This window comes from Massilia sp. Soil_C_3 (assembly GCF_057657035.1).
Genome location: NZ_JBDGJG010000010.1, coordinates 188,603 through 213,523, shown reverse-complemented (window position 1 = coordinate 213,523; position 24,921 = coordinate 188,603). Strand labels below are relative to the sequence as shown.

Here is a 24,921-nt window from a genome sequence, read left to right as displayed (position 1 = left end):
CCGCCGATCGATCAGCGGCGGCGCTGCGGCGCGCGGCGCGGGCCGGCAGGTCCGCGCGACTCGAGATGGCGGAACACGATGCGGCCTTTGGTCAGGTCGTAGGGCGAGAGCTCCAGCGTGACGCGGTCGCCCATCAGGATGCGGATATGGTTCTTCTTCATGCGGCCGGCCGTATAGGCGATCATCTTGTGGCCGTTTTCCAGCTCGACGCGAAAACGCAGTTCGGGCAGCACTTCGGACACGAGGCCGTTCATTTCGATCAGTTCTTCTTTTGCCATGCGGGTTCTCCTGGGGTGCGGCGCCGGCAGGCGCCGGGCGTCGTGGATGCGGGGGATCGTTGGGGCCCGGCATGCAACGCCAGGAGAGGGATGAAAAAAAAGCCCGCATCCTGCGGGCTTCGTTTCAAAGCATTACCGATTTATCGCCGCTCCCGCCCATGCTATCTGCGTGGTGCCGGAGCTGTGGGCGCCCGCGCTATCTGCGTGGTGCGTCCGCTGTACAGGCTGACTGACATACCGAAAACACGTCCCCCGGAAAGTCGCGCACTGCACAGGCGCGGTCACGGATCGGAGGACTGTCGAACAGGCGTTGCCTGATCGAGCGGCCGAGTATAACAGCATTTTTGTGCGGCGCACAAAATAATGTTCGTATTGTCTCAATGCGGCATCGGCTCTTCGCTGTCGTCGCGGCCGGCAGTGAAACGTTCGGTGGCGGTCGATGCATCGTCGTCGAGGCGGGAATCGAATGCTGCTTCAGGGGGATCGAGCATGTCGGCCAGCATGGCCTGCAGTTCCGGCGTGTCCCAGTCCTTGCCGGCGCGCTGCCGGCAGTGGATGTAGTGCTGGATCTCGCTATGCTGTTCGGCGGTCAATGGCAGGCCGTGGAACGTGGTGCCCGGGGTCGCTTCGTGCATGCTGCCTCCTGTTCCCTGCCGATGTGGCCGGATGCACCGACTATACGCCGGCGCGCGCCATGCGGCGCGCGCTTCACGCCGCGGCGCCCGGCCCGCTCATCCGGTCCAGCATCTGCAGCGAGGCGCGCTCGCTCATCACCAGCACCAGCTTCAGGCGCGCACGCGTCATGCCCACGAAAAGTTTGCGCAGCGCGCGTTCGTCCAGTTCCTCGAAATCGATCTCGGTGAAGATCAGCGCCGGCGCCGACTGGCCCTTGAAGCGGTACACCGATTCCGCCAGCAATCCGCCTTCGCGAAACACCGGGTTGCCGAACAAGTCATAGGCGCCGGTGAACGAGCGCAGCGTGTGCGCATCGCTCAGGCGGTCGAGCTTCAGGATCGCCGATTTCTCGCGTCCGCGAAACGCGCAGATCGCGATGTCCTGGCGCCCGAAGCCGGCCGCCAGGCAGGAAGTCACGGCGCGCCGCGTCTGGGCCAGCATCGCTTCCTCGTCCCCTTCAGGATAGGTCAGCTCCTCGATGTCGGCCCCCTTGAACGGGCTGCCCGCCTCCACCGGCTGGCGCGCGGCGCCGAGCTCCGTCAGCATGGCGACGATCTGGCGCGGGCTGCGGTAGTTGGTGTGCGAATGCAGGGTGACCCAGCCCGGCAGCGGCACCATCGCGCGGCCGTACAGGTTCTGGTCCGGATCTTCCATCCAGATCGCGCGCCCATTCGGCTTGAGCATGCGCAGCACGATGTCGCGCCAGGCCACCGAGAAGTCCTGGCCCTCGTCGACGATCACCACGTCGAACTGCCAGGTCTCGGGCAGCTCGACGTCCGTCATCGAGTGTTCGATGCGGTCCCAGACGTCGGCCGCGCCGTAGTCGGGCGTGACGTCCTGCGCGCGCAGCCAGGCATCGGACAGCATGTGGAAGGTGGCGACGCGACCGCCGGCCGGCACCAGCCGTTCGATGTGGTCGGCCAGCGGCCGGTTGAAGCAGACGTAGAGCGGACGCAGGCCGGCGTCGAGCGCGGCCGTGTATTCGGCCAGCGCCAGCTGGGTCTTGCCGCTGCCGGCGGTGCCGATCACATGCAGGCGGAACGGCGAGAACTCCAGCCGCCGCGCCCAGGTGGCCAGGCCGCCCGACAGCCGCGTCACCATTTTTACCGCGTTGCCGATCATGGCGCTGGGGTCGGGCCGCAGGTTCAGCGTGTCGCCCAAGAAGCGCGTGACCTTGTCGAAGTCGTCGGTGCGGTCGGTGACCGGCAGCGACTCGCGGATCACCCGCGCCAGCTTGGGCTTGTTGGTGGCGTCGATGATGTGGTCCGGGTCGATTCCCGCCAGCTGCTGGTCGCGCACGATGTAGTCGGGACAGTACAGCAGATAGTCGACCGACAGCGTGCCGTGGTAGCGCCTGGTCAGGCCCTCGATGGTGGTCAGGATCTGGCTGCGGATCTTGCGCGGCTTGCCTTGGTAGCTTTTCACGAGGCCTTCCGGGGTCTCGTTGAGGAAACCGGCGACCTGCTCGATCACCAGCATGCGGCCGTTCGGGGCGAGCACGATGAAGTCGACGTCGCCATACACCGAGTAGCCCTGCTCGACATTCGTCCAGTGCACGCCGTGGTAGATCACGTAGGGCGTGTCGGCCAGGCGCTGCTCGAGGTAGCTCAGGGTTTCGATCTCGCGCGCGGCGGCGCCGGTGACGGCCATCTCGCGCCAGCCGGCAGGTTGGATATGGGCCATGGTGTCCGCAAGCGTTAGTAAGGTGGAAACTATTGTAAGTCTGTTTCCATGATAGTCACACACCGTTGTACGGGGAACGCACATCTGCGTGTAAATAAGGAGCTAGTCATTGTCATAGCGAAAAATTCATTGTCGTATGGCGTCTAACTAATGCACACTTTCGTCCATTACGCTTTGCAGGATCCCTCGTGCATTTTGCCCCCGTTCTTTCGACCGTATCGACACGCGCCCCGCTGCGGCGCCTGTGGTCGTGCCTGCTCCTCGTCCTGGGCCTGTGCCTCATGGACGCAGCCCATGCCGGCAAAACCTATAGCTTCGATGGCGGCAAGGTGCTCAACTGCAGCAACAAGGCGAAGGTCTATACCTGCCCCACCCTCCAGTTGCCCGAGTGGGACGACAAGATGGTCATCGGCGACGGCTACACCGTCGACGTCAACGCCGACGTCGGCTTCGGGTGGAACCACGGCCTCAGGATGTCCGGCACGGCGCGCCTGACCAGCACCGGCAGCATCAACCTGACCGGCCTCGCGCCGGGCAGCCTGGTCGTCAACGGAGGCTCGATCGAGGCGGGCGGGACCTTCTCGGTCGCGGGCCCGACGCCGTTCAAGGCAGACGTCACCGCCGGCACGCTCTCGCTGGGCACCGGGACCGAGATCCAGATCACGGGCAAGATGGTGTCGCGTGGCGCGGTGTCGGTAGCCTCGTACGCCACCATCATCGGGCCGGTGAGCGGCACGTCGATCATGACCAATTCGCCTTTCAAGATCACCGGCGAGGTCAAGGCCAGCGACACGCTGCTGATCGCCTCGGGCGCCGTCATCGACGGGCCGGTCAGCGGCACGACCTCGATCACGATCAATTCCCCGGCCACGCTCAGCAGCACGGTAACCTCGCAGGGACCGGTCCAGATCGGCTCGCACGCCAACATCGGCGGTGCGGTCAAGGGCACGGTCATCACCGCCGATTCCCCGGTCACGCTCAAGGGCGACATCACCGCCACCAGCAGGTTCACCCTCGGCTCCGGCAGCACGGTCAGCGGCAATATCGTCGCGCCGGAAGTCGAACTGTATGCCTCACAGAGCAATATCACCGGCAACATCACCGCCAGCAAGCTCCTGACGATGGGCGACTCGGTCAAGGTCAAGGGGACGGTCGATACCGGGACGCTGACGATGTATGCCTCCAATGCCATGATCGAAGGCATCGCCAAGGTCAACTTCGCCACGTTGTACTGGAATGGGCGCGTCACCCAGCCCATCGTGTGCAAGGCAGGCACCCGGCCCGGCTACTGCGACTGCGTCGACAACCAGAGCGGCAACCCGGTCAATACCGCCAACGGGCCGCGCTGCGAGGGCGCCAAGCCTCCGGCCGGGGCGCTCGATCATTTCCTGATTTCGCACGATGGCAGCGGTTCCGTATGCGCGCCGGAATCGGTGACGGTCGCCGCCTGCGCCAATGCCGATTGCAGCAGCAAGTTCGCAGGCGGCGCGCAGGTCAAGCTATTCCCCGGCAACGTGAGCGCGGTCATCGGCAGCACCGGCACGGTCAAGGCGACCGTTTCGAGCAACACCGTGGGCACCGAGGCGCTGCGCCTGACGTCCGGTGGCACCACGCCGCTACGCTGCATCCGCAGCGTTCCAGGCGAGGAAAGCACGGCCAGCTGCGACATGAGCTTTGCCGGCGCCGGTTTCGAGATCAAGTTGGAGTCCCAACCACAGGCCAGGGCAGGTGAAAGTATTACAGCAGTCATCAAGGCCAGAGAAAAGGACGCGAACAACAATGCCTGCGTGGCCAAATTCAAGGGCGAAACCATCAATGTCGAATACAGCTGTGCCTACCTGCGGCCGAGTAGTGGCAGCGAACCCCTGAACGTGACCAGGGAAAGCAACATTGCCCTGGCCTGCGCTACCGGCACAACGAAAACGCTTGCGACCAGGTTCAACGAGCATGGCGATGCCACCGTGACGCTGACCTACGAAGACGCGGGCGAACTGAGCCTGAAAGCAAAATCCGGCGAAGTGAAAGGCGATGCCACCTTCGGCGTCGCACCGTACAAGTTCAGCCTGGCAGCGCCGGCAGCGCCCATCCGGGCAGGCGATACGTTCAATGTTGCAGTGTCGGCGCTCAGCAAGAACAACAAGGTCACCAAGGGCTTCGACAAGACGATGCTGCCATCGAACACGACTTCGACGAAGCTTTCCCTGGCCTGCGTGCGTCCTGCCGGCGCAAGGACCGGTCAACTCGAGTCGCACGCATTCGAATTCGGCAAGGGCGAGGCGACCGCGCCGGTGTCGTGGAACGAAGTCGGCGGCATGCAGCTGACGGCGACGACGGCGAATGCATTCCTGGACACCGGCTTGACGACCACAGGCAGCACGCAGGGAGCAGAAGGAACCGACGCCTGCGCCAGCGTCGGACCGGTCATTCCAAAGTACTTCCTGGTCGAGCAACTGAACGAGCCACGCAAGCTACTCGATTTCTTCTATGCGGGCGAGCCGATTCCCGTCAAGGTCACGGCAATGAACGCCGCGGGCCAGGCGACCGAAAACTATTCGGACGGCATCGTCAGCCAGAGTGTCACGCTCAGTGCCTACGACAAGGACGGCAAGACAGCGAACCCGAACAGCGGTGTCCTGGGATCCGCGACGATCGCGGCGAGCGCGTTTGCCAAGGGCGTAGCGCGCGCCGATCCCACCTATTCCTCTCCAGCCGACGCCAATGGCAAGCGACTGCCACTCGCGCCCGGCGTGATGCGCCTGCGCGCGCAGGACGCCGACAATACGGTCGGCTCGGGCGGCGACGATAGTCATGAAAAAGTGCAGCCGGAAATCCGCAGCGGCCGCCTGCGCATCGCCACGCTGTTCGGCCGCGCGGGCTCCACGCTCGATCTGCCGGTGACGGCGGAATACTGGAGCGGCAACAGCTGGCTGTTCAACAGCAAGGACGATTTCACCGTCATCTCCGCGGCGGCGATCGCGCAGACGCCCCACGCCCATGCCCACCCCAACGGCAGCGGCGCCAAGCCCAAGACCCAGGTCTTTTCCGACCTGCACATCAAGGGTGGCAAGGCCAAACTGCCAGTCCAGGGCGATACGGCGGGCTGGATCGACATCGCCTTCAACCTCGGCGCCGGCGCTGGCCTTGGATCGGACCAATCCTGCCTGAGTTTGCATCCACAAACATCGTCCGCCAACCTGCCCTGGCTGCAATCGCTCAGCGGCTGCACCGACCCATCCGGCCGCGCCACCTTCGGCATCTTCGCGCCCGAGAGCCGCCGCATCATCCACATGCGCGAGGTGTTCAATTGAAGCACGCCAGGCCGCAGGACGGCTTCACGATGGTCGAACTGATCACGGTGATGGTGCTGATCGGCGTGCTGGCGGCGATCGGCATTCCGCGGCTGATGGGCGAGAACAGCATCAAGGCCGTCGTCTTCGGCGACCAGGTGGCCAGCGCATTGCGCACCGCCCAGAAGAGCGCGGTGGCCAAGCGCCGCATCGTGTGCGTGACGACTTTCGAGCGGCGCATTCAACTGCGCATCAGCACGACGGCCGGCACGGCCGGTTGCAACCTGCAGCTCGACGGCGCCGGCGACGGCACCTTCGACAGCAACGATGACAAGGTCAGCATGAACAACCCGCAGCCCGCCCTGTTCTTCCGTCCCGACGGCACCATCGCCGCTGCAGCGGCCGACGCACCGCTCACGGGCTTCGACATCACGGTCAGCGATTCCAGTGGCGTACGGCGCACGATCCACGTCGACGGGAGGACCGGCCTTGTCAATTAAGCGCATGGCCGGGATGACCCTGGTCGAACTGATCATCGCCATCGTGATCGTGGGCACGGCGCTGGCCGGCCTGGTCGCGGTCTACAACCGCGCCAACGTCGCCAGCGCCGACCCGCTGATCACCCAGCAGATGCTGGCGATCGCCGAGACCATGATGGAAGAGGTCATGCTCAAGCCCTATCCGACGGACGGTGGCAGCGCCGCACAGCCCGCAGATCGCGCCGACTATACCGAGATCGACCACTACAACAAGTATGCGACCGCCGGCGGCATCGTGGCCGTGGACGGCAGCGCAGTCGCGGGCCTGGACCGCTACGACGTCGCGGTCAGCGTCACCCCGACAACGCTGACCAACATCGCCGATGCCGCTGATGCCCGGCGCATCCAGGTGGTGGTGACGGAACGCGGCGGCCAGCAATTGCAGCTCACCGGATGGAGGACCAGGCCATGGCAGCCAACAACACCATGAAGCGCCTGCCTGCGCGTGGCTTCACGCTGGTCGAGCTGATCGTCGTCATCGTCCTGATCGGCATCATCGGCGGCGTGTTGGTCCTGCAACTGCTGCCGGCGATCCGCAGCTACCTGCTGGTCGGGCAGCGCGCGGCGCTGACCAACCAGGCCGACACCGCCCTGCGCAAGATCGTCGGCGAAGTGCGCAGCGCGGTGCCCAATTCGCTGCGGCTCGGATCTTCCACGTGCATGGAACTGGTGCCGACCAAGGATGGCGGCCGCTACCGCATGGGTCCCCACATCGACGGCGACACTGTGGCCGGCGACTTCCTCGACGACACCGAGACCAAGAACCGGTTCGACGTGCTGACCGACTCCGTCAATGCGCCCGTGCCGGGCGATGCCATCGTGATCGGCAACCAGAACACGGACGACGTCTACAAAAAAGTGAACGTCGGCTTCGTCAAGGAATCAGGCGCCCCCACGAACCCCGCCACCGGCGTGTCCAGCATCACCCTCGACGCCGCCATCCAGATCCCGCCGGGCTACGACGGCGGACGCTTCGTGGTCGTGCCGAAGGACGAAAAAGTCGTCACCTACCTGTGCGTGGACGCGCAGCTGAACACCGGCACCGGCACCGGCAAGCTGTATCGCCTCGCCGACGCGACCTTCCATCTCAACCCTACCTGCCCGACCGCGGCACCGGCCGGCGCCGCGCTGGTCGCGGACAAGGTATCGCATTGCGCCTTCATCTATTCCCCCAACCAGGGCGCGACCCAGGAAAGCGGCTTCGTCCAGCTACAGCTGACCCTGAGCGACAAGGGCGAGTCGGTCCCGCTCACCATCGGCGCCCACGTGGACAACGTGCCATGAGCCAACCGCGCCCACAATCGGGCTTCGCCTATATCGCGGCGATCGTGTTCCTGGTGGTGGTCGCCGGGATCGCGGTCGCCCTGCTGCAGCTGACCAATACCCAGCAAACCACGGTCAACCAGGCCCTGCTCGGCGCCCGCGCCGGCCTGGCCGCGCGGGGCGGCATCGAATGGGTCTATCAGGACCTCGGCAGCCGTTGCGCACCAACGGGCAGCATCACGGACCTCGGCGATTTCGTCAGCGACACCGGTTTCCGGGTCAGGGTCACCTGCTCCTACCGCGTCTTTCGCGAAGGCGAACATCCCGGCGCCAGCGGTGAGCCGGCAGCGACCGTCAAGCACATCTATACGATCCAGTCGGTCGCCTGCAATCGCAATGGCGCTGGCGCCTGCCCGGACGACGCCAGCGTCCCACGGCCCGACTACGTGGAACGCAAACGGGTCGCTACCGTCTGCATGACCGCCAACAACGAGTTCTGCTACTGATATTGTTAGCCGTACCGAAACAATGATCTCGGTTTTGCAGGAATGATCTTCTTGCGATAACAGCGCATCATGGATTCCTCAACCAACCCGAGGAGCATTCCATGACCCCACCCAAAGTTGCCATCGTTACCGGCGCCTCGCGCGGCATCGGCGCCGCCGTCGCCCGCCGCCTGGCCGAAGACGGCTACCGCATCGCCATCAACTACGCCAGCAATACCGAGGAAGCCGAGCGCACGGTCGCCGCCCTGCGCGCCGCCGGCCACACGGCCATCGCGGTGCAGGCCGACGTCGCGCTGCCCGACCAGGTGCGCGCGCTGTTCGACACGGTCGAGCGTGAGCTGGGCAAGGTCGACGTCCTGGTCAACAATGCCGGCATCCTCAAGACCGCGCCGCTGGCCGACACCTCCGACGAGCTGTTCGCGCGCACCTTCGCCATCAATGTGCAAGGCAGCTTCAACACCATGCGCGAAGCGGCCACCCGCCTGAACGAAGGCGGCAGCATCGTCAACTTCTCGACCAGCGTGGTCGGCCTCAAGCCGCCCGGCTACGCGATCTACGGCGCCACCAAGGCGGCCGTCGAGACGATGAGCCAGATCTTCGCCAAGGAGCTGCGCGGCCGCCGCATCCGCGTCAACGTGGTGGCGCCGGGTCCGGTGGCGACCGAGCTGTTCTTCGACGGGAAGACGCCCGAGCAGATCGCCCATTTCGCCGGGCTGCCGCCGCTGGAACGCCTGGGCGAGCCGGAGGATATCGCGCGCGTCGTGTCCTTCCTGGCCGGCCTAGATGCCGGCTGGGTCAACGGCCAGGTCTTGCGCGCCAACGGCGGCGTGGTCTAGCGCCATCGCCGGAGCCTTCGCCGGAGGATTGGGCAAGTCTTGCGGAGCATCGTACCCGGTTATTGAGGTGTAATAGGGGCACCAATCACCACACCACATCACGCCAAGAGGAGGCCGACAATGCAAGCGATCCGTGACCTCGCCGACCTGATTGCCCGCCATGCGCCTGACGAAGGCATGCACCGGAGCCGAGTGCCGGGCATGTGGCTGATCCGCAGCGACCGCACCACCGAGCCGCTGCAGGTGGTGCATGCCCCGGCGGTCTGCATCATCGCCCAGGGCGCCAAGCTGGTGTCGCTGGCCGGCAGCGATTTTCATTACGACCCGGCCAAGTTCCTGGTGGTGTCGGTCGACCTGCCGGTGACCGGCTGCGTCACCCAGGCCAGCGAAGAAGAACCCTATCTGTGCCTGCGGGTCGACCTCGATCCACACATGCTGGCCGCGATCGACCTCGAACTGCCGGGGCGTCCCGTTCCGCGCGCACGCGGCGCGGCGTCAGCGCGCGGCCTGTTCCTGAGCCAGACCACGCCCGGCCTGGCCGACGTCGCGGCGCGCCTGGTGCGCCTGCTCGAGAACCCGGACGACATCCCGGTCCTGGCCCCGCTGCTGCAGAAGGAGCTGCACTACCGCCTGCTCACCGGCGAACACGCCGACGTGGTGCGCCACATCGCGCGCGGCGAAGGCCGCATGGCCCAGGTCACGCGCGCGATCTGCTGGATCAAGGACAACTTCAACCGCCCGCTGAGCGTGGAGCGCCTGGCCGGCGACGTGGGCATGAGTTCATCGACCCTGCACGAGCACTTCAAGTCGGTGACCTCGATGAGCCCCCTGCAATACCAGAAGCAGCTGCGCCTGCAGGAAGCGCGGCGCCTGATGCTCACCGGCGCCAAGGACGCGGCGCGCGCCGGCCATGCGGTCGGCTACGAGAGCAGCTCGCAGTTCTCGCGCGAGTACGCGCGCTTCTTCGGCCTGTCGCCGGGGCGCGACTCGACGCGGCTGCGCCAGTCGCTCGGAGTTACCAGCCTGCTGCAGGCGATGCGCTAGGCGGCCACCGGCACGCCGCAGACCCGTTCCAGGATGCGCTGTGCGCTGAGTTCCTGGATCAGCAGCGCGCCGCCGTTCGCCTTGATCAGGCTGGCTGCCAGCGCGGCATCGTCGCCCGCCAGTCCGATCGGAGTCGACGCCGCCGGATCGAAGCGCTGCACCGAATGCACGTCGTCCACCAGCAGGCCGACCGTGGTGGCGCCGTGGCGCACCAGGATCACCTGCCCGTCCGCGCGCGGCGCATGCGCTCGGCCGGAGACCAGGCGCGCCAGGTCGAACACCCAGACGAAGCCGCGCCGGCCCGCGGGCTGCCCAAGTTCGGCGTCGACGTCCAGCATGCCGATGCGCGCGCTATCGGACGGCGGCGTGCGCTTGACCCGGGCGAAGGGCAGCGCCTCGATCACGGCCCCGGCGTCCAGCGCCATCAGGGCGCCGGCCACCTGGAACAATGCATAGTCGCGCCCATGCTCGTGCTCCGAGCGAACGCGTTCGGCGCCGGCCAGCGCCGCCAGCTCGGCGTCCTCGCGCACCGGGCCGAAGGATTGCAGCAGCACCGACAGCACCGGTTCCTCGCGGCTGGCGCCTGCGCGAAACTCACGGTAGCCCGCGGCGCGCGCGCAGGCCGCCACGCAGTAGTGGCCGGCATGCTCCACGATGCGGCGCGCGGCGCCGTGCCGCGCCGCCGCGTCCAGCAATGAACGGTCGAGCGCCAGTTGCGTCCCCGCCGGCCGGTCCGGATCGGTGCCGCACAGTACGCGGCCGTCGGGGCTGACCAGGAAGGCCTGCATGTCGGCGCGGCCGGCGACGCCGCTGTCGAGCATATTGCGCAGTTCTACCGCGCTGTCGAACACGATGCCGATACCGCCCACCACCGCCGCTTCGCGCTCCGGATGGCGGATCGCCGCGTGATAGACGAAGGTCGGTCGGTCGTCGTACAGCGCCGATGCGCCGAACGGCTCGGCATAGTGGTCCATTTCGCTGCGCAGGCCGCACACGGCGCCCAGGGTATCGCTGGCGAGGTGGCTGCCCACCACCTCCTGCGACCCGGTGGCCGCCACGATGCGGCCGCTGCGGTCGTACACGAACAGGCGGCTATAGACCGTGTACAGGCTGTTGATGTGGCCCAGCAGCGCGCCGATCGTCTCGGCCTGCCGCGGGTCGTCGCCGTCGGCCAGCGCCTGGCGCAGCTGGCCGGCCAAGGCCCACCAGCGGCAGTCGTTGGCGCGCTCGTACAGGCTGCGGTCCAGCATGTCGACCAGCAGCTGGGCGGTGGCGCCGGCCTCCTGCAGGCTCGACGCCAGCACGGTCTGGTACAGGCCCTGGATCGACTGCGAGAACGCCGCGTCGCTACGCTCGCCCGTTTCGGTGATCTGGTCGAGCACCGGATCCAGGCGGCCGTTGCTAATGCCTGCAGCGGCGCCGCTGCTGGTCACCTTGCCGTTCCAGACGATGCGCTTGATCGCCTGGGTGGCGCCAAGCACCGACGACATCAGCGCATGCAGCGCCGGGCTGAAGGTGTGGGCGTGCGACAGCAGTCCCTGCAGCATGCGCGGCGCCAGCTGCGCCGCCGCGTCCGGGTGCGCGCCGCGGAACGCCAGCTCGAGCGGCACCATCACTTGCGTCTTCCAGCCGGGCGGGCCGGGATAGCCCTGGTAGCCTTGCGAGATGCCGGTGGCGACCAGGTATTCGCGGCCGGCGAACAGGCACGGAGCCGGGTCGCCATCCAGATTGACCGGCACCCGCACGCCGGGCGCGATCCACAGCGGATCGAGGCTCTTGACGACGCGGTCGCCGGCGTCGAGCAGCAGCATATTGGCGCGCCGGTCGGCGCCGCCATAGGCCTTGAAGATCGCATCCAGCTCGTGTTCGAAAGAAAAACTCAGGCACAGCACGCCGAGGATGGCGCCGCTGTACGGATCGCGCATGGCCTGCGAGTACAGCAATGCATGCGGCGCACCGGGACGCAGGTCGCTGGCGCGGAAGGTTTCAACATAGCCCGGGGCCGCCAGGGTGGCCTCCACCAGCGGGTCGCAGCTAACCGTTAGCGTGGCGCCGGCATCGGCCCGCAACAGCACCGCGCCATCCGGCGCCAGCAGCACGATGTCGTCGTACACCGTGTACTTGTCGCGGTAGGCCACCAGGCGCCGGCGCGCCGCCTCGCGGTCCGGAGCCTCACCGGCGGCCAGGCGCGCCAGGAAGCGGCACAGGTCGAGGTCGGCTGCCAGGAAGCCCACGTCGGCGGTGCGTTCGAACAGGTTGCGCACCAACAGGTCGAGCGCGTACTGGGCGCGCGTCGCGGCCTCGCGCATCACCTGACGCACTTTTTCGGACACCATATTGGCGACCAGGTCGCGCTCCAGCTGCACCAGGCCGGTGCGCGTGGCCAGCACGGCCGGCAACAGCAGGCGCGCTTCGAGGGGGCAATTCATCTTCGCGGACGCCTCGATCAGGCGCCATGTCTGGTGCAGCTCATGCAGCGCCGCCTGGCGCTTCACGACATCCTGCATGTATGGCAGGAAGTTCTCCACCAGATCGATATCGGGTTCTTGGTTCATGGGATGAAGGGGTTAAATCTACTTCCCGTTAAGCAAGACGCATGCCATTCGGTTTCGCTTGCGTCATCCCATGGCCACCGTCTCCTATAATCGCGCCATGACCATCCTTTTCCGGCTGCCCGCATGAGCTACCGCCTGGCGATCTTCGACTTCGACGGCACGCTGGCCGATTCCTGGCCCTTCTTCCTGAGCGTGTTCAACGATATCGCCGACCAGCATGGCTTCCGGCGCGTCGACGCCGAGCAGGCCGAGCGGCTGCGCCACTATGGTCCGCGCGACGTCATGCGCCACGTCGGCATGCCGGCCTGGAAGCTGCCGTTCGCCTCGCGCTCCTTCATCGACCGCATGCGCGCCGTCACCGGCTCGGGCCGCATCCCGCTGTTCGACGGCATCGGCCCGACCCTGCACGCGCTCGACCGCGCCGGCGTGCGGCTGGCGGTGGTGTCCTCCAATGCCGAGGAAAACGTGCGCGCCGTGCTCGGGCCCGAGCTGGGGGCCCTGATGGGGCAGTACGAATGCGGCATGTCGATCTTCGGCAAGGCCGCGCGCATCCGCAAGGTGGTGCGGCTGGCGAGCACGCCGCCCTCGCAGGCGCTGTACGTGGGCGACCAGACCACCGACGCCGACGCCGCACGCCGCGCCGGCATCGGCTTCGGCGCGGTCAGCTGGGGCTATGCGCCGATCGAGATGCTGCGCCGGGTGGCGCCGGAGCGCGAGTTCGGCGCGCCGGCCGACCTGCTGTCGCTGGCGCGGCGGTAGCGCCAGGCTTCAGCTGCCGAAGTCGGCCTTGCGCTCGACCGCTTTGCGTACCGCCGTGACGAGGCCGGCATAGCTGCCGGCGCGGCACAGGTTGTCGGGCGGCGTGCATGGGGCCGAGGTGCGCGTCGGATTGCACACCTCGGCGCGTGGCGCTACCGGCGCGTTGCCGGGACGGGCGGTCAGGCTTTGGTCTTCATTCATGGACAGGCTGGCTTGGTGGAAGATAAGGCGCTCATCCCTTCACGCACACCACCTGCTTGAGGGTGTGGACCACGTCGACCAGCTCGCGCTGGGCGTGCATGACGGCGTCGATGTCCTTGTAGGCCATCGGGATTTCATCGATCACGCCTTCGTCCTTGCGGCATTCGACCCCGCGCGTGGCGCGCTCCTGGTCGGCCACCGTGAAGCGGCGCTTGGCTTCGGTGCGGCTCATCACGCGACCCGCGCCATGGCTGCAGCTGTTGAAACTTTCTGGATTGCCCTTGCCGCGCACGATGAAGCTGCGCGCGCCCATCGAACCGGGAATGATGCCCAGCTCGCCTTCGCGCGCCGACACCGCCCCCTTGCGCGTGATCAGGACGTCCTTACCGAAGTGGCGCTCGCGCTGCACATAGTTATGGTGGCAATTGACTGCTTCCACATGCGTCTCGAACGGCGTCCTGATCACGCTGCGGACGGCGCCGATCAGGTTCTGCATCATCACTTCGCGGTTGATGCGCGCGAACTTCTGGGCCCAGCCGACCGCCTCGACGTAGTCGTCGTAATGCCGGGTGCCTTCTTCGAGGTAGGCCAGGTCCTGATCCGGCAGGTTGACCATGTGGCGCCGCATGTCCTGGCGCGCCAGCTCGATGAAATGGGTGCCGATCGCATTGCCCACGCCGCGCGAGCCGGAATGCAGCATCAGCCAGACGAAGTTTTCCTCGTCCAGACAGACCTCGACGAAGTGGTTGCCGCTGCCCAGTGTGCCCAGGTGCTTGTAGTGGTTCGCATGACGCAGCTTTGGGTACTTGCGGCAGATCTCGTCGAACTCATCCTTGAGCCTGATCCAGCCGGCATCGACGGCCGCCGGCGGCTTGTCCCAGGAACCGACGTCGCGGCCCCTGGCATTGCGTGTCTTGGGCGACATGCCATGCGGCACCGCCTGCTCGATGGCGCTGCGCAGCTTGCCCAGGTTGTCGGGCAAGTCGTCGGCGCGCAAGGTAGTCTTGGCAGCCATCATGCCGCAACCGATGTCGACGCCGACCGCAGCCGGGATCACCGCCCCCAGGGTCGGGATCACGCTGCCGATCGTCGATCCCTTGCCAACATGGACGTCGGGCATGACGGCGATGTGGTGGAAGACGAACGGCAGTTGCGCCAGTTTCGACAATTGTTCCTTCGCTTCTGGCTCGACCGGCACGCCCCGGGTCCACATCTTGATGGGGCGATCGCCCTGGCCAGGGCCGAGCACGTCGTAGTCGTTCTGTTCCATGCGACGCATGATGGCGCAAAACGACAATCCATGCTGCCCGCCTGAATTGGCCCGCTCCTTATCGCTATTGCTATACTCGGCACACTACACTGTTGCATGAATGAACAATGACACTGCCGATGCGTCTACTCCCCATCCTCCTGGCTCCGCTGCTGCTGACCGGCTGCTTCATCGAGACGGCCACCTATTCCATCGATCCCAATACCGATCACGCGATCACGGTCAGGATCGAAAAAGACACCTTCTGGGCCAAGGAAGGAACGCTACGCGTGATCATGTCGCGCCTGCCGGAATGCCAGCGCCAGCTCGAGCTGGGGTCGGTATGGCTGTCGGGTTTGCAGGTCGAGTTGTTCGGCAACGGCAACAACGTCTATACCTTGCGCGCCGACGACCAGGCTTGGCAGATCGACACCACGGACTGCAGCGGGCACGAAGCGCCGGACGCCGACGCCATCACCGGCCTGCCGCTGGGGATTTTTGAACTCGGCAGCGACGACAAGCTGACCTTCGAAAAGCCGGAAGCATCGACCGAATAATCACGGAATCAGGGCCGCAGCCAGCCACGCCCGATCGGCAGCGCCAGCAGCCGGTGATAGACCAGCTCCAGCGCCGGCAGCGCCCGTGCGCAGGCGGCCTGGGCCAGCGGCGTATAGGCCAGCAGCGCGAAGCCGCCCGACACCAGCAGCGCGCCGATCATGTCTTTCGGCCAATGCACGCCCAGATAGACGCGCGACCAGGCTACGATCAGCGACAGCGGCAGCATCACCAGTCCCAGGCTGCGCGCCAGTGGCACGCGGCTGAAGGCCAGCACCAGCGCTACCGAGAAGATGCTGGTCGCGTGGTCGCTGGGGAAAGAACTATCGGGGGCATGCAGCAGGAAGGTATGGCCTATCTCTGCCACGAAGGGACGCGGGCTGTACCACAAGTGGCCGATCATGGCGTTCAGGGTCAGCGCACAGGCCGCCGCCAGGAAGGCGCGCAGCGCCACCTCGCGCCGCGGACCCGTCCCGCTGGCCCACAACAGCACCAGGGAAAACGGCACCAGGAAAATCAGCCATTCGGCCGCAAACATAGCCCCTAGCAACCGCCAGCCAGTCAGGCCATCGTGGGCATTCAGGACGGAAAACAGGATGAGATTGACGTGCTCGATCATGGCGCGGGGCTATTGATGAAAAATTGATAACTTTTTCCATAGCTTAGCCCATCCATTCCTGCGCACCTTTGGCAAAGTGCAACAGAATGTGACAAGAAAGTGACAGGACGCGGCACTGCCTAGCGCTTGTGCAGCAAGGAGCGTAGTTGGGCGAGTTCAGGCTGCCTCTCCGCTTTCTCCAGCACACTTTCTAGCAGCGACTGTCCGTTCTCGCGCTGCATGGTCCACTGGGTGAAATACTCGTGCACGGTGCGCCAAGGCGGATAGCCGGGCGGCATCGCACGCCAGGTGGTGCCGGTGTGCAGGAAGTACAGCACGGCGCAGAACACATCGTACAAATCATGCTTGCGCGGACGCGTCTTGCGCCGGGCTGCCTCGAGCATGGCGCGTATCGCCTCGAACTGTTCGCGGGGAATATCGCTGGGATAAGCTGGACGATCCATACTGACCTCCAAAACAACTTGGAGGTCCTGATCCGGAACAGGTTCCCGTTGTATTTACAACGTAACCTATTCCCGGAATCTCAGTCGCGCGCCAATGCGAGGAACTCGGTGCGCAGCGCCAGGTTCGGTTGCAGCTCGCCCAGCAGGGTCGAGGTGATGGTTTCTTCGCCGATGGCGCGGATGCCACGGCTTTCCATGCACATATGGCGGCACTTGACGACGACGCCGACGGCCTTCGGTTCCAGCACTTCCATCAGCGCATTGGCGATCTGCATCGTCATGCGTTCCTGCACCTGCAGCCGCTTGGAGAAGATGTCGACCAGGCGGGTCAGCTTGGACAGGCCCACGATCTTCCCGTTCGGCAGGTAGCCGACGGTGGCCTTGCCGAAGAACGGCGCCAAGTGGTGTTCGCAGTGGCTGTAGACCGGGATGCCGCGCACCACGATCAGTTCATTGTATTCCTCGGCGCCGTCCTCGAACGCCTTGAGCACTTCCACCGGATCCTGGTTGTAGCCCGAGGTCCAGTGTTTCCAGGCTTTCGCGACGCGCGCCGGCGTTTCGACCAGGCCCGGACGTTCCGGATTTTCGCCCAGGCTGGTCAGGAGACGACGCCAGTCGTGTTCGGTGAAAGCTTCTTTGTCAGACATGGTGCACCTTAAAAAAACGATTGCCGCAAGTATATAGGGAAGCACTGTCACCGGCTGGCGGCCACCCTATTCTTGAGGAAAATTAAATCCGATATGACACATTTGACTTAGCGTTGAGCGTGGTTCCAGCCTGGGAGAGCGCTATGTTCGGCAGCACGGTTCTGGAAGTCGCCATCGGCCTGGCATTTTGCTACGGCACCCTGGCGCTGGTCGTCACCACTTTGCAAGAAGCGCTGGCAGCAAGCTTCCAGCTGCGCGCCGGCATGCTGCAAGATGCCGTCAAGCGCATGCTCAACGATCCCCGCTTCGACGCCACGGCGCGGGTGCTGTACGCGCATCCGCTGGTCAACCCGCGCGCCGGTGGGCTCGATCCCGGCGCACGCCTGCCCGCCAGGCTCCGGCCATCCTACATCGAACCGGCAAACTTCGCGATCGCGCTGATCGACGCCATCCGCGGCAGCCAGGGCTCGCTCGAGGCCGACATCGCGGCCGTTCCCGATCCCCAGCTGCGGCGCACCCTGCAGACCCTGTACCGGCAGGCCGACGGCGACCTGCAGCGCTTCCAGGCGGCCCTTGCCGGCTGGTTCGACACCGCCATGGAACGCCTGTCCGGCGTCTACAAGCGGCGCCAGCTGCTGATCTCGTTCCTGGTCTCGCTACTGCTGACGATCCTGTTCAACATCGACAGCATCCACCTGTTCCAGACCCTGTGGCAGCATCCCGCCATGGCGGCCCACATCGCCGCCGTGCCCGACGGGCTGGACGCCGAGGTGGTGGCGCAGCTGTGGGTGCTGCCGATCGGCTGGCAAGCCTTTCCGCCGCTGCTCAACGCCGACTTCGCGCTGCAGGCCTCGGGCTGGCTGGTCACCGCCAGCACCACCCTGTTCGGCGCGCCGTTCTGGTTCGACATCCTGCAGCGCGCGATCAACCTGCGCAGCACGGGCGCCAAGCCGGCCCCACTCAATGTCGAACAGGCCATTGCGCCCACGCCGGCGCCGGCCGCCGCACGCGCGCCGGATGGCGTGACCGTGGTGGTAGCCCCGGCAGTGGCGCCGACAGTGGCGCCGGCGCGGCCCTGAGCGTGCTGCCCCGGACGCGTCCCCTGCTTGGTCTTTAACGGCCGGGCGGGCGATGGGCGTCCACCAGGACGCTCGAGATCGACATCTGCGGCACCCGCTCCGGCCATTCGTCATCTGGCCCGAACCAGCGCGCCTCGGCGATCTCGCTGGTGTCGACCCGGATCTCCCCGTCGAGATAGTCGGCCGTGAAGGCCAGCATCAGCGAATGCGGGAACGGCCACGACTGGCTGGCGAAGTAGCGCAGATTGTGCACGCGCAGTCCCACCTCTTCGAACACCTCGCGGTGGATCGCTTCCTCGATCGACTCGCCCGCTTCCAGGAAACCGGCCAGCGGCACGAAGCGCTGCGTCGCATGTTGCAGGTGCTTGGCCAGCAGCACCGAGTCGCCCTTGCGGATCAGCACCATCATGGCCGGCGAGATGCGCGGATAGGCCATATGGCCGCAATTGACGCACTTGAAGCAGCGCTCGCCGACAGCCAGCACGGTGCCGCTGCCGCATACGCCGCAGAAGCGGTGGGTGCGCGCCCACTCGGCCACTTGCGCCGCGCGTCCCGCGACGCCCACCAGCGCCTCGTCGATCGCCCCGAACAGCGCACGCAGGCCGCGCCAGGCATGGCCCGGCGGCAGCGCGGGCTCCAGGTCGAACCAGCCGGCCTGGCAATACCGCCCGTCCAGCAAGCCCAGCGGCTGCAGCGTGTCGGGCGCCACGCCCATGCGCTCCAGGGCCGCCGCGTCCGGCAATGCCGGCCCGTCTTCGCGCACCAGGAGCTGTCCCTTGTGGAAAATGAAGTTCAAGGGTTCCGGGTCGGGATGCGGCGCGAACAGCGGCGTGAATGAGGCGGGCGTCTGGAGCATGATCGGGAGGGATGGTGGCCGGGATCCAATGATGATACCGCCTTTCCCGGCAACGTACAGGCGCCGGCCCGGCGCGGTTGGCCGAATTCGCCGCGTGGCCGCGAACTAATCCTGAACGGTCGCGCTCAAAGAATGGCTGACCACCGCATGTTGACCGTTGCATGCTGCCCGCTGCTTTCAATCCGGCATACAACACCGGCTTTCGCCCCGGTGTTCAACCCACTGATCTGCCGCTGCGCTAACCAGGAGAAGACGATGGACGATACCCCCGTTGTGCTCGGCATAAACCGCGACGGGCATGCGAGCATCTGCCTCATGCACGGGTCACACGTGCAATGGGCCATCCAGAAAGAGCGCCTCGCGCGCCACAAGCACCGCCCGGGAGAACCGGGCGATATGGACGCGTTCTATTTGCCCCGTCTGTCCGGGCTCGAACGGCCGCTCGACGTGCTGGTCGAATGCCATGCGTCCGGCGGAATTCCCAACGAGCTGGCCAGCGAGGGGGCCAGCGCAATTGCCAGCGAGGTGGCAGGCAGCGACGGCGACCGCGCGCTCGTCTTCGCCCGCGGCGCGCAGCGCGCCCGCATCCCGCAGCACCAGGCGCACGTGGTTGGCGCCTTCCACCCGTCTCCCTTCCGCGAGGCGGCGGTGATGGTCGTGGGCGGCCAGGGCAGCATGGCGGCCGACGGGCGGCGCGAAGTCGCTTCCTGCCATCGCGTCGACCGCGAACGCATCGCCTGCATCGGCCGGCAACTGAGGGGTGATGGCGACCGGCACGCCGCCGGGCTCGGCATGTTCTACGCCAGACTCACCCAGGCGCTGTTCCCGGGCCAGGGAAACGAAGGCAAGGTGACCGACCTGGCGCCCTACGGCGATCCGCACGCGCTCGGCCTGCCGCCCCTCGGGGTCGAAGGGATGCAGGTCGCCATCCCGCACGCCTGGCCAGTGCTGCTCGAAGACGCCGAGCGTTTCCGTTTCGGATCGCCCAAGGCCAGCTTCATCGATTGCGCCAACCTGGCGGCGGCCGGCCAGCGCGCTTTCGAAGAAGCGCTGCTGGCGCTGGCCCGCTGGCTGCACGGACGCACCGGCCTGGACGACCTGTGCCTCACCGGCGGCGCCGCCCTCAATGGCGCGGCCAATGCGCGCCTGCTGCGCGAAGGCCCGTTCCGGCGCGTGTTCGTGCCGCCGGCGCCGGGCGCGGCCGGCGCCGCCCTCGGCTGCGCCATCTACGGCCTGCTCGAGCTGGCCAGCCGCAGCGCCGACTTCCGCTGGACCCACGACTATCTCGGTCCGGCGCCCCAGCTGGCCGACATCGAGGCGGCGCTCGATGGCGCGAGCGACCTGATCGTCGAACATCCGCGCGGGCGCGACGCCCTGTGCGCACGCATGCTCGACCTGCTGTGTTCGGGGCGGGTCGTCGGCCTGTACCAGGGCCGCAGCGAATTCGGCCCGCGCGGGCTGGGCCACCGCAGCATCCTGGCCGATCCGCGCCGCGAGCGCATGCGCGACTGGATCAATGTCCGGGTCAAGGAACGCGAGTGGTTCCGCCCCTTCGCCCCCATGGTGGCCGAAGAGCGCGCGTCCCAGTATTTCGACCTGCAGGCGCCATCGCCCTTCATGCAATTCTCCGTCCCGGTTCGCAGCAGCGTGATGCCGCTGCTGGCGGCGGTCACCCACGTCGACGGCAGCGCGCGCCTGCAAACGGTGGGCCCCAGCGACGATCCGGTGCTGCGCGCCCTGCTGGCCGGCTTCGAAGTGCGCACCGGGGTGCCGGTGCTGCTGGGCGCCTCGTTGTGCGGCAGGCACGAGCCCCTGGTCGAGACGCCGCAAGAGGCCGTCGCCACCTTCCGGCGCCTGCCCCTGCACGGCCTGGCCATGCCGCCCTACCTCGTCATGAAGCGCCACGAGCCCGGGCTGCCGGCATGATCCGCGGCTACCAGGTGCTGGCGGCCTGTCACCTCGACCGCCACTGGCAAGACCTTCCTTCGCACGAGCGGCATGGGCCGGCGTAGGTAGCGCAACAAGATGGAACATCGGCGAACGACAAGAATTCGCGACGATGAAAAACGATAGTGAGAGGAGAAAACCATGCTCCGGCGACCTTTGCTGCATCGTCTCCCGGTCCAGTCCGTCGTGGTGTTCCGCGCCCTGCACCTGAGCGACATGCTGTGTGCGGTTCCGGCCTTGCGCGCCCTGCGCACTGCCTTGCCCAAGGCCCATATTGCACTGGTCGGCCTGCCCTGGGCGGCGCAATTCGTCCACCGTTTCGGCGCCTACCTCGATGAATTCCTGCCGTTTCCGGGCCACCCCCTGCTGCCCGAGCAAACCGTGCACCATGACGACCTGCCCCCGTTCTATGCCACAGTGTGCGCGCGCGAATTCACCCTGGCCGTTCAGCTGCACGGCAGCGGCGACATCGCGAATCACATCGTTTCCGGCTTCGGGGCTGCCGCGATGGTGGGCCACTGCCGCGGCAAGCCATTGACTACCGAAAAGACCGTCCTCGTCCCCTACCCCGAGACGGGCGCCGAACCAGAACGCCTGCTGCACCTGGTCGGCCAGCTCGGGGCGCCGGCGGCCAGCACGCAGCTCGAGTTCCCGATCCTGCGCGAAGACGAGGACGAGCTTGCCGCCAGCGGCCTGGCGGCAGGGCTCGAGCCGGGCAGCTATATCTGCGTGCACCCAGGAGCGCGCCAGCGCGACACCTGCTGGCCGCCGGAACGCTTCGCCAGGGTGGCCGACCGGCTTGCCGACGAGTTCGGCATGCGCATCGTCCTGACCGGATCGGCGGACGAGGCGCCGCTCGCGCAGGCGGTCGCCGATCGCATGCACGCGCCCGCCATCCTTGCCGCCGCCCCGATCTCGATCGGCGCCATGGCGGCCCTGATGAGCCGCGCGCGCCTGCTGATCTGCAACGACACCGGGGTGTCGCATATCGCTGCCGGGCTGGGGCTGAACAGCGTGGTCATCTTCAGCAAGGCCGACATCGCGCGCTGGGCGCCGCTCGACCGCGTGCGCCACCGCTGCATCTGGGATCCCGGCGCCGAGCGCGCCACCGTCGTGCTGCAGCATGCGCGCACCTTGCTCACTGGCGCCGAACCCAGCAGGCAGCGGGCCGCAGGGATGTGGCCTTATTGGTGAGCGACCGCGACCCGCGCATCCGCAAGAAAGCTGCCGCCGTCATCGGCCGGCCGCCGTGACAGGTCATCGACGGCGGTGAACTGGCTATGAACCGATAATGTACAGCTAGTCGTCACCACGAACCGGCTTTCCAAGGTATGTTGCGGCGAATGCAAGGTTTGCGCGCACTCGAGCGCCCCCGTGACGGAGCCGACATTAGCCAAGTTCTTCCTTTGCCGAAATCTCTGCGACATGCCCGGGATGTCACAAAGCGTTGTAGCCGCACCATAAATCTCACCAATTCCCACGCGGCAAACTATTTTTTCGTCCAGAATACCTGGATCAATTCGACATCCTTATCGTCATGGACAAACTGTCATTACTGGTCGGCCGCCACTCGTTCAATGCACGCATATTCTTCAACGGAACGTTTTGCGATGCCAACCACTTCGCAGAAGATGGGGTATCCGGCCAGCTGCACGTGGTGCAGGCCGGCCCGGTCGACTTCATCCATGACGATGGCACGGTGATCAGCGTTACCGAGCCCAGCCTGTTGTTCTATCCGCGTGGCACCAGCCACCGGCTACAGGTGCAGGCCGGCCACAGCGCCAGCCTGCTGTGCGCGCACATCGTGTTCCAGGATGGGATGAGCAATCCGCTGGCGCGCATCCTGCCGCAATGCCTGGTGCTGCCGCTGCGCGAGATCGCCGGACTGCAATCGACGCTCGACCTGCTCTTCGACGAATCCGCCCGCAGCGAACCGGGACGCGAAGTGATCCTGGACCGCCTGTGCGACGTCCTCCTGATCCAGGTTATCCGCCGCGAGTTCGATAGTGGCAGGCTGTCGGTGGGCTTGCTGGCCGGGCTGTCCGACCGCCAGTTGTCGCTGGCCCTGGCCGCCATCCACGAACGGCCCCATGAACCCTGGAGCCTGCAGTCGCTGGCCCAGGTCGCCTGCATGTCGCGCGCCGCCTTCACCGAACGCTTCCGCGACGTGATGGGCATCCCGCCGGGCGAATACCTCACACGCTGGCGCATCGGCGTCGGCAGCCGCCTGCTGCGCCAGGGCATGCCGGTCAAGCAGGTCAGCAGCCGCACCGGCTACACCAGCCCCTCCACGTTCACCCGCGCCTTCACCACGATGATGGGCGCCTCGCCGCGCGAGTGGCTCAAGCAGGCGGCCGGCTAATAAAAAACGCAGACGCTCCTTGCGGATGCGTCTGCGTGATGATTCCTGAGAACTACTACGCGGCGGCCGTCGAGGCCGCCATCTCGCTTACTTCAGCAGGCGGGTACGGCACGCCACCATGGCGATCACCAGGGACAGGCCGCCGACATAGGCGATGGCTGCCTGCATACCGATGAAGTGCGCGACGGCGCCGATTGCCGGCGGACCCATCAGGCTACCGCTGTAGGCCATGCTGGCCACCGCTGCCAGGGCAGCCGGGCCCTGCGCGCCGGCGGCGCTGAACACGAACGGGAACACCAGGGCCAGGCCGACGCCGGCGATCGCGAAGCCGCCCAGGGCGACGTAGGCGTTCGGCGCCAGGACCGCGAAGAACAGGCCCGATGCGGCGACCAGCGCGCCCAGGGTCACCAGGCGCTTGGCGCCGTAGCGTTCCTTCATCTTGTCGCCGACCATGCGCGACATCAGCATCATCATCGAGAACGCCGACAGTGCCAGCGGCGCCAGGCCATCCGACGCACCGAAATGCTCTTTCAGGAACACGCCGCTCCAGTCGGCGATGCTGCCTTCGGCCATCGAGCCGAAGAAGCCCAGCAGACCCAGCAGGACCAGCGGACCGCGCGGCAGTGCGAACTTCTTCTTTTCGACCTTCTCGCCGACTTCATCCGCCTCAAGCATGTTGACGGCGAGCCATAGCACCACGGCCAGCGGACCGGCCAGCATCAGGAAGTGGGTGGCCGGGGCGATCTTCATGCTGGCCATCAGGCTGCCAAGCGTGGCGCCGACCAGGCCGCCGGCACAGCACAGGCCGTGCAGGCGCGACATTTCCGACTTGCCACTCTCTTTTTCCCGGCGGGCGGCCGCCGAGTTCATGGCGACGTCGAAGGTGCTGGCCGTGATGCCCAGCATCAGGACCGCCATCATGAGGCGCGACACGTCCGGCGCCATGCCGATCGACACCAGCACGCACAGCAGGGCCAGGCCCGCGATCATGATGGTCTTGCGCGCGCCGAAGCGGGCCATCAGGAAGGACGAGATCGGGTACGAGACCACGGCGCCGAGGCCGCCGCACAGCAGCACCATCGACAGCGCCGCGTGCGAGATGTTGACGCCGGCGGCCAGGGCCGGGATGCGGCCGGCCCACGAGCCCATGATCAGACCGAACAGGGCGAACACGACCGGCAGCGAGAACAGCTGGGCTTGTACGAGTACGAGAGAAGAACGACGTGGAACAGCAACAGTGGTTTGCATGGAAGACGCGAATTGTTAAATTTCTTGAGGTGTAAAGTAATTGCTAGAGTGCTTTTTACAGTCCGGACGCGTCTAAAATATTTACGTCAGGAATCTGATGGACGGCAATTCTAAACACCTTTTTTCGCTTTTGTTTTCCGTGCGGAAAAATATTTCACGTCGTTGTATTGCGCTGACGCAAATATGACAACTTACTTGCTGGACACATACGAACTCATGTCAGCTCAGCATGATTTACCGAGGGAGAAGTTGGAATTTAGCGGCAGATGTAACCATTTATTGCTGAGCCT

At 66.1% G+C, this 24,921-nt stretch carries 23 protein-coding genes and 1 pseudogene; 13 read left to right on the top strand and 11 right to left on the bottom strand.

Going from position 1 to position 24,921, the window contains the following annotated elements:
• Positions 1 to 11: 11 nt before the first annotated feature.
• From infA to AC3A6F_RS21325, 3 genes are all read right to left on the bottom strand, one after another.
• Complete coding sequence (gene infA, locus AC3A6F_RS21335) at positions 12 to 278, bottom strand: translation initiation factor IF-1 (RefSeq protein WP_005664553.1); 267 nt, start codon at positions 276 to 278, stop codon at positions 12 to 14.
• Between the two features lie 377 nt (positions 279 to 655).
• Complete coding sequence (locus AC3A6F_RS21330; protein WP_487684618.1) at positions 656 to 913, bottom strand: hypothetical protein; 258 nt, start codon at positions 911 to 913, stop codon at positions 656 to 658.
• A gap of 73 nt (positions 914 to 986) precedes the next feature.
• On the bottom strand, positions 987 to 2,636 hold the full coding sequence (locus tag AC3A6F_RS21325; RefSeq protein WP_487684615.1) for an ATP-binding domain-containing protein: 1,650 nt from the start codon (positions 2,634 to 2,636) through the stop codon (positions 987 to 989).
• Between the two features lie 188 nt (positions 2,637 to 2,824).
• Here AC3A6F_RS21325 and AC3A6F_RS21320 point away from each other — a divergent pair, with 188 nt between their 5' ends.
• The 7 genes from AC3A6F_RS21320 (at position 2,825) to AC3A6F_RS21290 (ending at position 10,111) form a co-directional block, all read left to right on the top strand.
• Positions 2,825 to 5,944, top strand: coding sequence for a DUF6701 domain-containing protein (locus AC3A6F_RS21320; RefSeq protein WP_487684612.1), 3,120 nt, complete (start codon positions 2,825 to 2,827; stop codon positions 5,942 to 5,944).
• Positions 5,941 to 6,423, top strand: coding sequence for a GspH/FimT family pseudopilin (locus AC3A6F_RS21315; protein WP_487684609.1), 483 nt, complete (start codon positions 5,941 to 5,943; stop codon positions 6,421 to 6,423). Before AC3A6F_RS21320 ends, AC3A6F_RS21315 begins: the two co-directional genes overlap by 4 nt.
• Positions 6,413 to 6,892 carry a type IV pilus modification PilV family protein gene (locus AC3A6F_RS21310; protein ID WP_487684606.1) on the top strand — a complete coding sequence of 160 codons (480 nt, stop codon included), beginning with the start codon at positions 6,413 to 6,415 and terminating at the stop codon, positions 6,890 to 6,892. The genes AC3A6F_RS21315 and AC3A6F_RS21310 overlap by 11 nt, the downstream gene beginning before the upstream one ends.
• Positions 6,871 to 7,746, top strand: a complete 876-nt coding sequence (locus tag AC3A6F_RS21305) for a prepilin-type N-terminal cleavage/methylation domain-containing protein (protein ID WP_487684604.1) — start codon at positions 6,871 to 6,873, stop codon at positions 7,744 to 7,746. Before AC3A6F_RS21310 ends, AC3A6F_RS21305 begins: the two co-directional genes overlap by 22 nt.
• On the top strand, positions 7,743 to 8,231 hold the full coding sequence (locus AC3A6F_RS21300) for an MSHA biogenesis protein MshP (RefSeq protein ID WP_487684601.1): 489 nt from the start codon (positions 7,743 to 7,745) through the stop codon (positions 8,229 to 8,231). Before AC3A6F_RS21305 ends, AC3A6F_RS21300 begins: the two co-directional genes overlap by 4 nt.
• A 101-nt stretch (positions 8,232 to 8,332) precedes the next feature.
• The gene (locus AC3A6F_RS21295) at positions 8,333 to 9,067 is read left to right on the top strand and encodes an SDR family oxidoreductase (protein WP_487684599.1); all 735 of its coding nucleotides are present in this window, start codon (positions 8,333 to 8,335) and stop codon (positions 9,065 to 9,067) included.
• Positions 9,068 to 9,187: 120 nt separating this feature from the next.
• Entirely contained in the window at positions 9,188 to 10,111 is a 924-nt protein-coding gene (locus tag AC3A6F_RS21290; RefSeq protein ID WP_487684596.1) for an AraC family transcriptional regulator, read from the top strand.
• Here AC3A6F_RS21290 and AC3A6F_RS21285 read toward each other — a convergent pair.
• Positions 10,108 to 12,666, bottom strand: coding sequence for a chemotaxis protein CheW (locus AC3A6F_RS21285; RefSeq protein WP_487684594.1), 2,559 nt, complete (start codon positions 12,664 to 12,666; stop codon positions 10,108 to 10,110). The two genes, AC3A6F_RS21290 and AC3A6F_RS21285, sit on opposite strands and share 4 nt — an antisense overlap.
• 123 nt (positions 12,667 to 12,789) lie before the next feature.
• Between AC3A6F_RS21285 and AC3A6F_RS21280 the strand changes: the two genes are divergently transcribed.
• Entirely contained in the window at positions 12,790 to 13,425 is a 636-nt protein-coding gene (locus AC3A6F_RS21280) for an HAD hydrolase-like protein (RefSeq protein WP_487684591.1), read from the top strand.
• Positions 13,426 to 13,434: 9 nt separating this feature from the next.
• Here AC3A6F_RS21280 and AC3A6F_RS21275 read toward each other — a convergent pair whose 3' ends face one another.
• The gene (locus tag AC3A6F_RS21275; RefSeq protein WP_487684588.1) at positions 13,435 to 13,626 is read right to left on the bottom strand and encodes a hypothetical protein; all 192 of its coding nucleotides are present in this window, start codon (positions 13,624 to 13,626) and stop codon (positions 13,435 to 13,437) included.
• A gap of 31 nt (positions 13,627 to 13,657) precedes the next feature.
• Positions 13,658 to 14,896, bottom strand: coding sequence for an RtcB family protein (locus tag AC3A6F_RS21270; RefSeq protein WP_487684698.1), 1,239 nt, complete (start codon positions 14,894 to 14,896; stop codon positions 13,658 to 13,660).
• Between the two features lie 119 nt (positions 14,897 to 15,015).
• On the opposite strand from AC3A6F_RS21270, the gene AC3A6F_RS21265 reads away from it, so the two are divergent.
• Entirely contained in the window at positions 15,016 to 15,432 is a 417-nt protein-coding gene (locus AC3A6F_RS21265; RefSeq protein WP_487684585.1) for a hypothetical protein, read from the top strand.
• A gap of 8 nt (positions 15,433 to 15,440) precedes the next feature.
• On the opposite strand, the gene AC3A6F_RS21260 is transcribed toward AC3A6F_RS21265, so the two are convergent.
• The 3 genes and pseudogenes from AC3A6F_RS21260 to folE all read right to left on the bottom strand — a co-directional run bounded on the left by AC3A6F_RS21260 (position 15,441) and on the right by folE (position 17,139).
• Positions 15,441 to 16,049 (bottom strand): phosphatase PAP2 family protein, encoded by a 609-nt coding sequence (locus AC3A6F_RS21260; RefSeq protein ID WP_487684582.1) that lies wholly within the window; start codon positions 16,047 to 16,049, stop codon positions 15,441 to 15,443.
• Between the two features lie 170 nt (positions 16,050 to 16,219).
• A pseudogene (locus tag AC3A6F_RS21255) lies at positions 16,220 to 16,492 on the bottom strand (transposase); the annotation flags it as partial.
• Positions 16,493 to 16,572: 80 nt separating this feature from the next.
• On the bottom strand, positions 16,573 to 17,139 hold the full coding sequence (gene folE / locus AC3A6F_RS21250) for a GTP cyclohydrolase I FolE (RefSeq protein ID WP_005664537.1): 567 nt from the start codon (positions 17,137 to 17,139) through the stop codon (positions 16,573 to 16,575).
• A 143-nt stretch (positions 17,140 to 17,282) separates the two neighbouring features.
• Here folE and AC3A6F_RS21245 point away from each other — a divergent pair, with 143 nt between their 5' ends.
• The gene (locus AC3A6F_RS21245) at positions 17,283 to 18,218 is read left to right on the top strand and encodes a hypothetical protein (protein ID WP_487684578.1); all 936 of its coding nucleotides are present in this window, start codon (positions 17,283 to 17,285) and stop codon (positions 18,216 to 18,218) included.
• A gap of 34 nt (positions 18,219 to 18,252) precedes the next feature.
• Here the strand turns inward: AC3A6F_RS21245 and nudC are convergent, their stop codons facing one another.
• A complete protein-coding gene (gene nudC, locus AC3A6F_RS21240) occupies positions 18,253 to 19,074 on the bottom strand; it encodes an NAD(+) diphosphatase (protein WP_487684575.1) in 822 nt (273 codons plus the stop codon).
• A gap of 315 nt (positions 19,075 to 19,389) precedes the next feature.
• Here nudC and AC3A6F_RS21235 point away from each other — a divergent pair, with 315 nt between their 5' ends.
• The 3 genes from AC3A6F_RS21235 to AC3A6F_RS21225 all read left to right on the top strand — a co-directional run bounded on the left by AC3A6F_RS21235 (position 19,390) and on the right by AC3A6F_RS21225 (position 23,383).
• The gene (locus tag AC3A6F_RS21235) at positions 19,390 to 21,000 is read left to right on the top strand and encodes a carbamoyltransferase C-terminal domain-containing protein (protein ID WP_487684572.1); all 1,611 of its coding nucleotides are present in this window, start codon (positions 19,390 to 19,392) and stop codon (positions 20,998 to 21,000) included.
• A 162-nt stretch (positions 21,001 to 21,162) separates the two neighbouring features.
• Positions 21,163 to 22,215, top strand: coding sequence for a glycosyltransferase family 9 protein (locus AC3A6F_RS21230; protein ID WP_487684569.1), 1,053 nt, complete (start codon positions 21,163 to 21,165; stop codon positions 22,213 to 22,215).
• Positions 22,216 to 22,558: 343 nt separating this feature from the next.
• On the top strand, positions 22,559 to 23,383 hold the full coding sequence (locus AC3A6F_RS21225; RefSeq protein ID WP_487684566.1) for an AraC family transcriptional regulator: 825 nt from the start codon (positions 22,559 to 22,561) through the stop codon (positions 23,381 to 23,383).
• 87 nt (positions 23,384 to 23,470) lie between these two features.
• On the opposite strand, the gene AC3A6F_RS21220 is transcribed toward AC3A6F_RS21225, so the two are convergent.
• On the bottom strand, positions 23,471 to 24,631 hold the full coding sequence (locus AC3A6F_RS21220) for an MFS transporter (protein WP_487684563.1): 1,161 nt from the start codon (positions 24,629 to 24,631) through the stop codon (positions 23,471 to 23,473).
• Between the last annotated feature and the right edge of the window lie 290 nt (positions 24,632 to 24,921).